The following is a 12,258-nucleotide window of genomic DNA, read 5'->3' as shown; positions in this document are numbered from 1 at the left end:
TATGGCAGCTATGACTGTACATCTTGACGTAGTAAGCGCAGAGCGGAAGTTATTCTCTGGTCTGGTTGAATCGATTCAAGTAAGCGGTAGTGAAGGTGAACTAGGTGTAAACCCAGGACATGCGCCACTATTGACTGCCCTTAAACCTGGTATGGTACGTTTAGTAAAGCAATTTGGTCACGAAGAAGTAATGTATGTTGCTGGTGGTACTCTAGAAGTGCAACCGAACATAGTGACTATTTTGGCTGATGTAGCGGTTCGTGGTGAAGACCTTGACGAACAAGCAACAGAAGCAGCTAAACGTGAAGCTGAAGCGCAAATGGCGAATTCTTCAGCCGCTGAATTAGATTATCAACAAGCAGCAGTACAACTTGCAGAAGCAATTGCACAGCTACGCGTTATTCAGCAATTACGTAAAAAGTAAGCCTATCTGGTTTTCAAAAAGCCCACTTTATGTGGGCTTTTTTGTGCTTGAAATATACTGCATTGTTATTTTATTAGAACGCTATCATTTTTCTAAACTCTACTTTTACAGCTCTTTATCATTATTTTTACTTATATCCTTCATCGATCCCCGTTACAATATAACTAATACAAAGCAAGTTGTGATTTCAGCTTAGATTCAGTGGCTACTGCTAGATTGCCATTGAGTAAGTGCACATGATGTGACTTACGTAATCTTTTTGAATTTACACGCGCTTATTCATTTCAATAAAACAAAGAAAGAAGGAAATTGTTTTAATGTCACTTACTACTGTAATTCTTGCTGCGGGTAAAGGTACTCGTATGCGTTCTGCTCTACCTAAGGTGCTGCACAAAGTTGCCGGTAAACCTATGGTGCAACACGTTATCGATAATGCTAAAGCACTCGGTGCGACATCTACTAACTTAGTTTTTGGTCATGGCGGTGAATTATTACAACAACAACTTGCTGACAACGATGTAAACTGGGTACTTCAAGCTGAGCAGCTTGGTACTGGCCATGCGGTGGCACAAGCAAACCCACATATTAATGATGAAGACACTGTATTGGTTTTATACGGTGACGTACCATTAACAAAGCAATCAACCCTTGAGCGTTTACTCGCTGCCACACCTGAAAACGGCTTAGCCGTGCTTACTGTAAATTTAGCTAACCCTAATGGTTATGGCCGCATGTTACGTGTTGATGGCAAGCTAGTAGGGATTGTTGAACAAAAAGATGCAAGCGCAGAGCAATTACTTATTAACGAAGTAAACACTGGCATCATGGCTGTAAATGGTAAATTACTCAAAAGCTGGTTAGGCAACTTATCTAACGAAAACGCGCAAGGTGAATACTACCTCACAGATATAGTCGCCATGGCGCACAGTGAAGGTGTAGAGATAAGCTCAGCACAACCAGATCATCCAATGGAAGTTGAAGGTGCAAATAACCGCGTACAACTTGCAGGTCTTGAGCGTGCTTATCAAGCATGGCAAGCCGAACAGTTAATGCTTAATGGTGCAACGCTTGCCGATCCTGCTCGCATTGATGTACGCGGCGAAGTGACAACGGGTGAAGATGTACTAATTGATGTAAACGTTATTTTTGAAGGTAAAGTTACTCTTGGTAATAACGTTGAAATTGGCCCTAACTGCGTACTTAAAAATTGTACGATTGGCGATAACGTGATTATTAAAGCTAATACCTTAATTGATGATGCAAGCGTAGCCGACAAGTGTACTTTAGGTCCTTATGCTCGCCTGCGGCCAGGTGCCATTATGGAAGAAGACTCGCATATTGGTAACTTTGTTGAGATGAAAAAAACCCGTTTAGGCAAAGGCTCTAAAGCAAACCATCTTTCTTACTTAGGCGATGCTGAAATTGGCGAAAAAGTAAATATTGGTGCCGGTACTATTACCTGTAACTACGATGGCGTAAATAAAGCCAAAACCATTATTGGTGATAATGCCTTTATTGGCTCTAACTCATCGCTTGTTGCACCGGTAAACATTGGCGCAACAGCAACAGTTGGTGCAGGTTCTGTGATCACCAGCACGGTTGAAAATGAACAGCTAGCAATCGCGCGTTCAAAACAGCGCAACTTAACCGGTTGGAAACGCCCAGTTAAAAAGTAAGTGCAGTAGTGTTTACCTTAGCTAGAAAAGCGAGTTTATACTCGCTTTTTGCTTTTTATTTAGCTGTAACATACTGCTATTAACTCCTGTTGCATCCGTTGAACTTTAATTTGCTGAGGTTGTTTTGGGCAATTAGCGCACTTTGCAACATTACCTATTTGGTAATGCAAACAACATGTTTTTCGCGTTAATGCTAATGAGTCTGAGCAAGCTGTAAGCATAATAAACTCCCCTGCCTCTGAGATATCGAGAGCATGCAACCAGTGCGCTGCCATTACTTGAATATTAAACTGCGGCTTTCGCTTTGCATGAAGTAGTAGTATTGCTAATAGCGTGTCAGCTAATAAGGACATCGCCAAACGCTCATTAAGCCTTGCAACGAGGTTTAAATCTGTGAGTAACTTAACAACATAGCGTTTCAAATGGGCAGCCATATCCGTTACTGCCTGTTGCTGGTTTTGATGGTACTGCGCTTTTATAGTGGATAGTTGCAGCCCTGCAATAACACCTTGCTGATAGTGTTGCTTAAAGTTTTGCAAAGAAAAACTCATATTAAGTTCATGAACGCTGATAAGCGCTAAATAGACAGGTTGCCAATACAGCATTCCCCAGCTTTTGATTGCCCAATAACTGCGCCCAGCAGCGGGGTATTGCTGCTGCCAATACTGGTGTAACCTTGCAACCAGCAATGAACTGGATTGTATATCGAGCCAATCTGTTGATTTTTCTGGTACATTTAAAGCTCTGTGGTAGCCCTTAGCAAGCTTTAACAGCTTACTAAGGGCGAGTTGTTCAGCGTTCATAACGAGTTTAAATACTTAAAATGAGGCGTTTAAACTAAGCTCAACACTGCGCTCAGCGCCCATCCAACAGCCATTTATATCAAAACAAGCACCCACATAACGTTTGTCTGTTAAGTTACTCACGGCTAAACCGATTTTATAGCTGTCGTTAAAACGATAGCTAGCGGCAGCATCAAGCAAGGTATAACCCGGTACTGTATCGGAATTTAAGGCATCTAACTGACTTTCACCGACATAACGTACACCGCCATTAAATTCCAGTGCATCGTTAAAGAAGTAATTTAACCACATTGAGGCTTGTTGCTCTGCTACCCAAATTGGTGTTTTACCTTCCAATGCCGGGTTTTGTGGATTATCTATTACCTCAACATCCATATCTGTTAGATTTACAGTAACATCAAGAGTGTCAGTGAGTTGCTGATAAACACTGATCTCAAAACCCTTCGATTGTACTTCACCATTTTGTGTGTATTTCATAAAGTCTGGAGTGTTAACCACCACATCTTGTTTGCGCAAATCAAAAAAGGCCGCGGTTACTTTAGTTGTTGCATCATTGTTGTGATATTTCATCCCGACTTCAATTTGCTCTGCGGTCGTTGGTTTAAATGCTTTGCCAGTTAAGGTATCTACCCCCGAAGTGGGCTCGAATGATTCTGAGTAACTGGCATAAGGAGCAATGTTATTATCAAAGGTATAAATTGCTGCAATACGAAAAGTGGTATCGCTTTGATCGATTTCTTGACTACTAGATATACCGCTTTTCGTATCATCTGTAACACTGTAGTAATTATCATAACGAAGGCCAGCAATCACTGTCAGCGCATCGAGCTTTATCTCATCTTGAAGATAAAAACCGCGTTGAGATTGCTCTAAACGGCTAAATTGACGATAGCTATCTAAAGCGGCTGTAGTAGCTGCATTAAACTGGCTGTGATCTGGATTTGATAAATCAAGTGTTGGCGTATTTGCACCAAAAGTGTCGGCATAGTCAAATGTAGAATCAAGGGTTTGATATTCAAAGCCAAATAATAGCTGATGATTAGTATTCGCTAAACCAAATTGCACAGCGAGTTGGTTATCAATCACGAAGCCTTCAGCGTCTTCAATGGTTTTATAGGCAGTACGAGTTAAAATTTTATCTGCATCCGCTAAGCCGAAGTCATAGCTATTTTGTTGCGTGGCATCGGCATTGGTATAACGAAAGTTTTGTAAAAACGAAATTGAATCTGAAAATTCATGATTTAATTTATACCCGATCATAGTGACTTCACGAGCAAACTCAGCCCAGTTTTCATCGCCAGCATACGCATCAGCATCTAACTTACCGTAACTGGCTTCGTAAAGTGTGCCTTTCGCGGGTAATGGCGTTGATGGCACCATTTTAGGATCGTCTTGATAATATAAGTTAAGGTTTAAGCTTGTTTGCTCACTTATCTCAAAAGTTACTGAGGGCGCAATGGTGATTCTTTCTTCTTCGGTTGTTTGCTGTTGGCCGTCGCGGCTACGGGCAATTGCAATAAAGCGATAATTAACGCCGTCGGTAATAGCGCCTGTGCTATCTAAAGCTAATTCAGCCAAGCTATTGCTACCAATTCGGGCTCTAATATTGTGCTCAGAGGATGCTTGTGGCGTTTTTGCTGTTTGGTTAACCATGCCACCTGGAGGTGCCGATCCGTATAAAACCGATGCTGGGCCTTTTAAAATTTCGACACTTTGTGTTGCATACGCATCTACTTGTGGAGCTAAGTTATAAGCTAGGTTGTATTGCAGCGGTAAACCATCGTAAAAATTACGGTAACTTTCAAAACCACGAATCGTATATTGGTCAAAAATCGTTACTGTACTGCGATTTTCAGGTGTGATCCCAGAAACATAGCGCAATGCTTCATTAACGGTATCTACTTGGCGTAACTCTAGTAATTTATTGTCGTAAACCTCAAAACTCATAGGCGATTCAATCGGCGTCAAACTCGATTTGGTCCCTGTTGAACGATAACTTTTTCCATATACTTCAATACTTTCTATGTCGTCTGCGGCTGGCTTTTCTGCAGCAAACCCATAGTTACTCATTAAACATAATGATATTGCAGATAGTCCAAACATTGATTTTTTTAACACAATCACTCCTTAAATTTTACTAGAATTAAACCATTGACACTTTATTGGAAACGCGATTAGTATACATTCTCATTTAGATTTATCAATTGTTTTCAATTAAAGGTGATCGTGCTCATGGTTCAGTTAAATGTGTTACTGGCGGATTCACAGCAGCAAGCTTCAACTAATGAAGCAAGTTCAATGCTTAATTCAATGTTTAATAAGGAAAATATAGATAATTTTAAAATAGGTCTTGAGCAGGTTATGCAATTGTTGGAGCAAACAATCGCAACACAACAAAAACCATTTAGCGGTATATTACCGCAGGAGCTAGCTAAAAAATTTATTGGTATTGACCTTAATCAACCGCTGTTTGATATACCGGACGCACTAGAAGAAGTTGCTCAGCTTTATCTTAAAGATGCTGTTTATTTTAATAATCCACGCTATCTCGCGCATTTAAATTGTCCGATTGTTTATCAAAGTATCCTTGCTGAATTGCTCGCTACTTCGATTAATACTGCTGTAGAGACCTGGGATCAAAGTGGTGGTGCCACTTTTATTGAACAAAGTATCGTAGATTGGACACTCTCAAAACTAGCGCTTGGTGAGCTAGCTGATGGCGTATTTACCAGTGGTGGTACGCAATCTAATTTGATGGCGATGTTGTTAGCTCGTGATTTTCAGTGCCAGTTATATGCAGGGCATACTAATAAACAGCAAGGTTTACCACACGACTTTAAACGACTAAAAATTTTCACCTCAAAAGTTAGCCATTTTAGTATTCAAAAAGCCGCCGCAATTTTAGGACTTGGTTACGATGCTGTTGTAAGCGTTCCGTGTGATGAATATTTTAGAATGGATATGACCGCTTTAAATCAGGCAATCGAAGACTGTCAGCAACAAGGCGATATCGTTATGGCCATCGTTGCAACAGCTGGAACAACTGATTTTGGTAGTATCGATCCATTAACGCAGATAGCTGAAATAGCTAAGCGCTGTGGTGCGTGGCTTCATGTTGATGCTGCTTATGGCGGGGGCTTATTAATAACGCCCAATAATAAACACAAGTTAGCGGGTATTGAATGCGCAGATTCGGTCACTATTGATTACCATAAGTCATTTTTTCAGCCTGTTAGCTGCAGTGCTTTTTTTGTAAAAGATAAGCAACATCTATCAGTTGTTACTTATCATGCCGAATATTTAAACCCATTAAGTCAGCAACAAGCGGGAACGCCAGATCTATGCAATAAGAGCATTCAAACCACACGACGTTTTGATGCGTTAAAGTTGTGGTTTTCACTGCGTACGGTAGGAGCTCAAAACTTAGGTGTAGCATTTGAACAAGTGATGCATTTAGCACGACAAGGTTATTTGTTATTAGCCTCTGAAGCAGATATTGAAATTATTCATCAGCCGCAGTTAAGTACACTGGTATTTCGTTTTGTTGGCGATAGCGGTGCTACAGATAGTGAATTGGACGCCGTAAATAAATATATTCGTAAACAGTTATCTCGCCAAGGTGAGGCGTTGATCGCGGCAACTAAGGTAGCAGATAAACAATATTTAAAGTTCACCTTACTGAACTGTGCCACCACTATCAATGATATCCAGCAAGTTGTAAGGCTTATAAAGCAATATGGTTATCAATACTTAGCAAGTGATTTAGCGAACGAACATGCTCCTTTAAGTCTTGCACTGGAGGAAGTTAGCTATGGATAAGTCCATTTATGATGTTATTGGTATTGGTTTAGGGCCATTTAATTTAAGTCTGGCATGTTTAACTGCGCCACTTGAAGGAGTCAGCAGCCTCTTTTTAGATAAAAAAGCTGAGTTTAATTGGCATCCAGGCATGATGCTTCCTGAGGTAAGTTTACAAACCCCCTTTATGTCTGACTTGGTAACGCTTGCTGACCCTACTAGCCCTTATAGCTTTTTAAACTATATAAAGCAGCAAGGTCGACTGTATTCTTTTTATATTAGAGAAAACTTTTTCTTACTTCGCCAAGAATATAATCAGTATTGCCAGTGGGCAACAAAGCAGCTGCCTAATATACGTTTTAATTCAGAGGTTCAGCATGTTGAGTACAGCCAAGACGAAGATATTTATATAGTACAAACAGCAGAACAAGTGTATCTAGCTAAACATTTAGTGTTAGGCACCGGGCCGGTGCCACGTCATCCTCAATGTGCTCAAGCATTTAAGTTGCAAGAGGGGGTTATTCATTCTAGCAACTACTTAGCCAATAAAAGTCAATTACAGCAAAAACAGTCGATCAGCATTATTGGTAGCGGGCAAAGTGCCGCTGAGATTTTTTATGATTTATTACAAGAGATTGATCAGCATGATTATCAACTAAATTGGCTTACTCGTTCTTCACGGTTTTATCCGCTCGAATACACTAAATTAACGTTAGAAATGACCTCACCAGAATACGTTGATTATTTTTATCAATTACCAGAACAAAAACGCCAGCAGTTAAATCGTCGTCAGCATAATCTCTATAAAGGTATTAATAGCGAATTGATCAACAATATTTTTGATTTGCTTTATAGCAAACGGCTAACAGCTAAATTGCCAGTAAGCTTGCACACAAACTCGGCATTGATTGATATGACCTACCTGAGCCACCAGCAGGGTTTTGAACTTAGCTTAGAGCAAACTGAACAGCAGCAAGGTTATTCACTAAACACCCAAAGCGTTATTTTTGCAACGGGTTATCAGTCTTACCAACCGAGCTTTTTAGCTGGGATCAGTCATTGCATTGATAGTGACGACGCGGGGCTTTATCAAGTTGCTCGTAATTACTCAATAGACAAGCAGCATCAACGTATTTTTGTACAAAATACAGAGCAACACACCCATGGTTTTGTGACTCCTGATTTAGGCATGGCATGTTATCGCAACTCTTGTATTATTCGTGCGATCACCGGACATGAATATTATCCAATAGAACGTAAAATAGCTTTTCAGGAGTTTGCTGCGCCCAATTATGAGTTAAGCGACGAAGTAGAGCAGTTTCGCGCATGAGTAAGCAGTTTAAAGTTTTGTTGATCGCGGTAACGGTATTTGCAGTGCTCAGTGATTCAATGTTATTGCCGTTTTATCCTACTTTCTTTAGTGCGGTATTTAATATAAGTGACCCTGCCTATGTTGGCACTTACATTGCTGCCAGCTGCTTTGTTGTCATGGTATGTTTTCCTATTTGGGCCTTCATTAGTAAATACATTAATGTGCTACCTTTATTGGTTTATAGCCAAATTGCTGCGGGTGTATTTAGTGTCAGTAGCTTTTTTGCTAGCGACTTAAATTGGTTTTGGTTTTCCTCCATGGCTATGTTTGCTTTTAAAGCCAGCTATTTACTGGTTTATCCATACTTAATGAGCTTGGAAGCGAAAAAAAATCACGTTGCGACGATTGCAATGCTTAGTGTTGTGGTGCACTTTGGCGCCATACTTGGCGCACTTGCTGGTGGCTTTGTGTTATCGGCTCTTCCTGGCAAAGCCGCATTTTTAATAATGGCTCTAAGCGATTTTACTCAGGTTTTTGTGTGCGCCTATCTCATAAGATTAGCAGCGCCTAGTAAAAATCAGTCGCCTCCAGTAGCAAAAACATCAATCACTTCATCAAGTCGTTGGCCTGTATATCAACTTGGCATTGTTATGTTGTGCTTTTACTTTAGTGCTTTTTTGATCCGGCCTTTTTTTGCGGCATATTGGCAAAGTATTAGCGACACCTCCAGTATCGTCCTAGCGAGTGTTGTGTTTTCTATCCCTGCTTTTATGGCATTGCTTGCGCTGTGCTTTAATCATTGGCGGCAGCACACAAATCGCAACCCCATCAACTTATTAGTTGTCTTTATGTTGATCATTACAGGCGTTGCATTACAAGCCAGCCCTCTTTACTTAGTAGTGATCGCAGGACGCTGCCTGTTCGGTCTATCGCTATTCATTATTATTGTGCGTCTTGATCTGCTGCTTTACCAAGTGAGTACGCCAGACAAGTACGCTGAAGATTTTAGTAAAGTCAGTTTTTGCCAAAGCTTAGGTGTACTTTTAGCTTCTTACTGCGCGGGTTTGCTGGTTAAAAGCTCTGGTTTAGTAATACCTTTTTGGGTCGCCGCTGGTGGGCTCGCTATATCTGCTTGTTGTTTATGGCTACTGAGCAAGCAAAGTCGACGCCATACTCCTTGCGCCAATCTGGCATCGACCACGAGGGCTCAATAATGTCCATTACAGCAGCTGTTTTTTGTCAGCAGTTTACTAATATCGCAGAGCTTAGCTTAAGGCCATTTAGCCTTGCACAAGATCTCGCGTTAATTCACCAGTGGGTTACTCAGCCTCATGCGCAGTTTTGGGGCATGCAGGAATTTACCATTGAGCAGTTACAGCAAGAATATCTAAGCCTGTTAGCACATAGTGATATTTATATCGGCTACGCAAACAATAGCGCGTGTTTTTTAGTTGAGTTATATGACCCTCTATTAGATGAAATAGGTAATCATTACCCCGTCAAAGCAGGTGATATTGGCATGCACATTCTGATTGCCCAAAGCAATAACAAGGTGCATGGCTTTACTTGGTCGGTGTTTCAACTGGTGATGAATTTCATTTTTGCTAATGACAAAAATCAGCGCGTTATTGTTGAACCCGATATTCGCAATAACAAAATTCATTGTTTGAATACTAAAGCCGGCTTTCGTTATCAATCTGCGGTTAGGTTAACTCATAAAACCGCACATCTCGCATTTTGCACGCGTGATAACTTTTATCACGCATTAAATAAGGATAATACTATGAAGCACATTCCCCTGAGCCCAGAGCAAGCCGTCAGTCATTTAACGCCACAGCTATGGCGGCATGTAAATAGGTTACATGTTCGCAAAGCTTTGAGTGAGTTTGCTCATGAGCGGCTGATAAAACCGCAATTGACCAATGAAGATGCAGATTGGCAATATTTTGAGCTCAGTACAGACAAAGAAAGCATTGTTTATCGCTTTAAAGCCAAGCTGGGGTATTTGAATCACTGGCATATAGCAGCAGACTCAATTGAAAAACAAATAGATAACCAAGTAGCCGAGCTCGATTCAATCGCCTTTATTTGTGAGTTACAACATAGTTTAGGTATCAGCCAAGCTATGCTGCCTACTTATTTAGAAGAAATAGCCAGTACTTTATATGGCAGTGCTTATAAGCATCAGCTGTCAGCATTGACTGCCGAGCAACTCACCACTGCGGATTTTCAACAGGTAGAGAGTGCGATGACGGAAGGTCATCCTTGCTTTATAGCAAACAATGGTCGAATAGGGTTTGATACCAATGATTATCGCCAATACGCACCAGAGACTGGCGCGCACTTACAGTTGGTTTGGCTAGGTGCGCATAAAGATAGAGTGGTGTTTTCGACCACCGATGATTTAGATTATCAAACACTCATAACGCAAGAGCTATCGACGCACACCATAGAGTCATTTAAGCAAAAGCTATTAGCGCGTGGAGTAAATAGTGACGATTACTTTTTTTTCCCCGTTCATCCTTGGCAGTGGTTTAATAAACTCGCGTCGTTATTCTCTAACGATATTGCTGATCAGCATTTGGTTTGCTTAGGATACAGTGAAGATGAATATCAGCCGCAGCAGTCTATTCGTACTTTTTTCAATAAAACACATCCGCATAAACGCTATGTAAAGACCGCACTGTCAATTTTGAATATGGGATTCATGCGTGGTTTATCGCCTTATTATATGAGTGCAACTCCCGTAATTAACGATTGGGTAGCACAAGTAGTATCACAGGATCCGTACTTAGCTGGATCCGGTTTTACAATTCTGCGTGAGGTTGCAGCAATTGGTTATTATAATCACGCTCTAGAAGCCGCAACCGATCAATACAGTCCATATCGAAAAATGCTTTCTGCACTTTGGCGTGAAAGCCCAATGCCAAAGATAAAGAGTAATCAGCGCTTAATGACCATGGCGTCGCTGCTGCATATAGATAATCAAGGACAAGCGTTATTACCTGCTTTGATAAAATCAGCCAAGATAGGTACTCATATATGGATTGCTAAATATCTAAAAGCATACTTAGATCCACTCCTTCATTGTTTCTACTCCCATGACTTAGTCTTTATGCCTCATGGTGAAAACTTGATCCTGTTACTTGAGAACAACATTCCAGCCAAAGCAATAATGAAAGATATTGCCGAGGAGATAGCTATTCTTAATAAAGATTTAGTACTGGCGGATAATATTCAACGCTTAACTGTGGATGTGCCCGATGAATTAAAAGTGTTGTCAATTTTTACAGATGTGTTTGATTGTTTCTTTAGGTTCGTGGCTGATATCCTTGATCAGCAAAACGACTATTCAGAACGAGACTTTTGGCAACAAGTTGCAGAGTGTGTAATTAGCTATCAACAATCACACCCAGAACTAAAAGATAAGTTTATCAAGTATGATCTATTTAGTGCTGATTTTACCTTGTCGTGTTTAAACCGATTACAGTTAAGTAATAATCAGCAAATGATAGATTTGGCAGATCCGGCAAAAAATCTTAAATTTGAAGGAAAATTAATCAATCCGATAGCCGCATTTAATCCAATTAAAAAAGATAACAGTGCAACAGTTTAATAATTGCTATTTAGCTATGAGATGGATCAGGTCTGTATGCGCAGCTTGGTTGCTCTCATAGCTGAAAATTTAAGCGAAAATAACGCTGCAACGCCTTGTTTGTATGCCTTTTGAGCAAATAGTTAATTAATTTAATAAAACTGAAATAAAGCGTTGACGGCCTCAAGAATATCCCTATAATGCGCATCCACTGACCCGGCAGGCAGCAATGAAAAGCGCTGAACAAACGGTAAGTAAGTCGAGTAAAACTTAGCTTTGAAATCTTTTAAAAGAAACTAAAAATTAAGTGTTGACAAAAAAATAGGAAAGCGTAATATGCGCAGCCCTAGCGAGATAAAGTTTAACTTTAACCGCAACGTTCTTTAACAATATAAAGCAATCATCTGTGTGGGCACTCGTACAGATTGAGTTCTAACAGCCGAGCTTAGTTCGCTAAGCAAAGCAAAAAATTTAGAGTCTCAATTGAAACTGAGTGACCAACAGAAGTAACTTATTTATAAGTTGCTTCGGCACAGTCAATTCAATATCGAAAGATATTAAATAAATTCAGAATTCATTGAGCATGTCCTTCGGGACAGAAAAAACTTTTAATTGAAGAGTTTGATCATGGCTCAGATTGAACGCTGGCG

At 40.3% G+C, this 12,258-nt stretch carries 8 protein-coding genes; 6 read left to right on the top strand and 2 right to left on the bottom strand.

The genetic code is table 11. The annotated features are described in order from the left end of the window. Position 1: 1 nt before the first annotated feature. On the top strand, positions 2 to 424 hold the full coding sequence (locus H5158_RS16310) for a F0F1 ATP synthase subunit epsilon (RefSeq protein WP_145241679.1): 423 nt from the start codon (positions 2 to 4) through the stop codon (positions 422 to 424). Positions 425 to 741: 317 nt separating this feature from the next. Next, positions 742 to 2,100, top strand: coding sequence for a bifunctional UDP-N-acetylglucosamine diphosphorylase/glucosamine-1-phosphate N-acetyltransferase GlmU (gene glmU / locus H5158_RS16305; protein WP_182740438.1), 1,359 nt, complete (start codon positions 742 to 744; stop codon positions 2,098 to 2,100). Positions 2,101 to 2,159: 59 nt separating this feature from the next. Here the strand turns inward: glmU and H5158_RS16300 are convergent, their stop codons facing one another. Both H5158_RS16300 and H5158_RS16295 read right to left on the bottom strand, forming a co-directional pair. Then, on the bottom strand, positions 2,160 to 2,903 hold the full coding sequence (locus H5158_RS16300; protein WP_182740437.1) for a siderophore ferric iron reductase: 744 nt from the start codon (positions 2,901 to 2,903) through the stop codon (positions 2,160 to 2,162). A 15-nt stretch (positions 2,904 to 2,918) separates the two neighbouring features. Next, positions 2,919 to 5,006, bottom strand: a complete 2,088-nt coding sequence (locus tag H5158_RS16295; RefSeq protein ID WP_182740445.1) for a TonB-dependent siderophore receptor — start codon at positions 5,004 to 5,006, stop codon at positions 2,919 to 2,921. A gap of 129 nt (positions 5,007 to 5,135) precedes the next feature. Here H5158_RS16295 and H5158_RS16290 point away from each other — a divergent pair, with 129 nt between their 5' ends. Genes H5158_RS16290 through H5158_RS16275 form a run of 4 tightly spaced genes read left to right on the top strand, consistent with a single transcriptional unit; the run spans position 5,136 to position 11,629 of the window. Then, entirely contained in the window at positions 5,136 to 6,722 is a 1,587-nt protein-coding gene (locus H5158_RS16290) for an aspartate aminotransferase family protein (protein ID WP_259398814.1), read from the top strand. Next, positions 6,715 to 8,031, top strand: a complete 1,317-nt coding sequence (locus H5158_RS16285) for a lysine N(6)-hydroxylase/L-ornithine N(5)-oxygenase family protein (RefSeq protein WP_145241673.1) — start codon at positions 6,715 to 6,717, stop codon at positions 8,029 to 8,031. Before H5158_RS16290 ends, H5158_RS16285 begins: the two co-directional genes overlap by 8 nt. Continuing rightward, a complete protein-coding gene (locus tag H5158_RS16280; protein ID WP_182740436.1) occupies positions 8,028 to 9,227 on the top strand; it encodes an MFS transporter in 1,200 nt (399 codons plus the stop codon). The genes H5158_RS16285 and H5158_RS16280 overlap by 4 nt, the downstream gene beginning before the upstream one ends. Beyond that, positions 9,227 to 11,629: a GNAT family N-acetyltransferase gene (locus H5158_RS16275; RefSeq protein WP_182740435.1), complete on the top strand. Its 2,403-nt coding sequence runs from the start codon at positions 9,227 to 9,229 to the stop codon at positions 11,627 to 11,629. The genes H5158_RS16280 and H5158_RS16275 overlap by 1 nt, the downstream gene beginning before the upstream one ends. The last annotated feature ends 629 nt before the right edge of the window (positions 11,630 to 12,258 follow it).

This window comes from Pseudoalteromonas sp. SR45-6, assembly GCF_014163545.1.
Taxonomy (GTDB): Bacteria; Pseudomonadota; Gammaproteobacteria; order Enterobacterales; family Alteromonadaceae; genus Pseudoalteromonas; species Pseudoalteromonas rhizosphaerae.
The sequence above is the reverse complement of the archived record's forward strand: the minus strand, read 5'-3'. Positions and strand labels throughout refer to the sequence as shown.

What these genes read in the sequence shown, in the direction of transcription:
- H5158_RS16285 (WP_145241673.1), top strand. Translation starts at nt 6,715, where the DNA reads ATGGATAAGTCCATTTATGATGTTATTGGTATTGGTTTAGGGCCATTT.
- H5158_RS16295 (WP_182740445.1), bottom strand. Translation starts at nt 5,006, where the DNA reads ATGTTTGGACTATCTGCAATATCATTATGTTTAATGAGTAACTATGGG.
- H5158_RS16300 (WP_182740437.1), bottom strand. Translation starts at nt 2,903, where the DNA reads ATGAACGCTGAACAACTCGCCCTTAGTAAGCTGTTAAAGCTTGCTAAG.
- H5158_RS16280 (WP_182740436.1), top strand. Translation starts at nt 8,028, where the DNA reads ATGAGTAAGCAGTTTAAAGTTTTGTTGATCGCGGTAACGGTATTTGCA.
- H5158_RS16275 (WP_182740435.1), top strand. Translation starts at nt 9,227, where the DNA reads ATGTCCATTACAGCAGCTGTTTTTTGTCAGCAGTTTACTAATATCGCA.
- H5158_RS16310 (WP_145241679.1), top strand. Translation starts at nt 2, where the DNA reads ATGGCAGCTATGACTGTACATCTTGACGTAGTAAGCGCAGAGCGGAAG.
- glmU (WP_182740438.1), top strand. Translation starts at nt 742, where the DNA reads ATGTCACTTACTACTGTAATTCTTGCTGCGGGTAAAGGTACTCGTATG.
- H5158_RS16290 (WP_259398814.1), top strand. Translation starts at nt 5,136, where the DNA reads ATGGTTCAGTTAAATGTGTTACTGGCGGATTCACAGCAGCAAGCTTCA.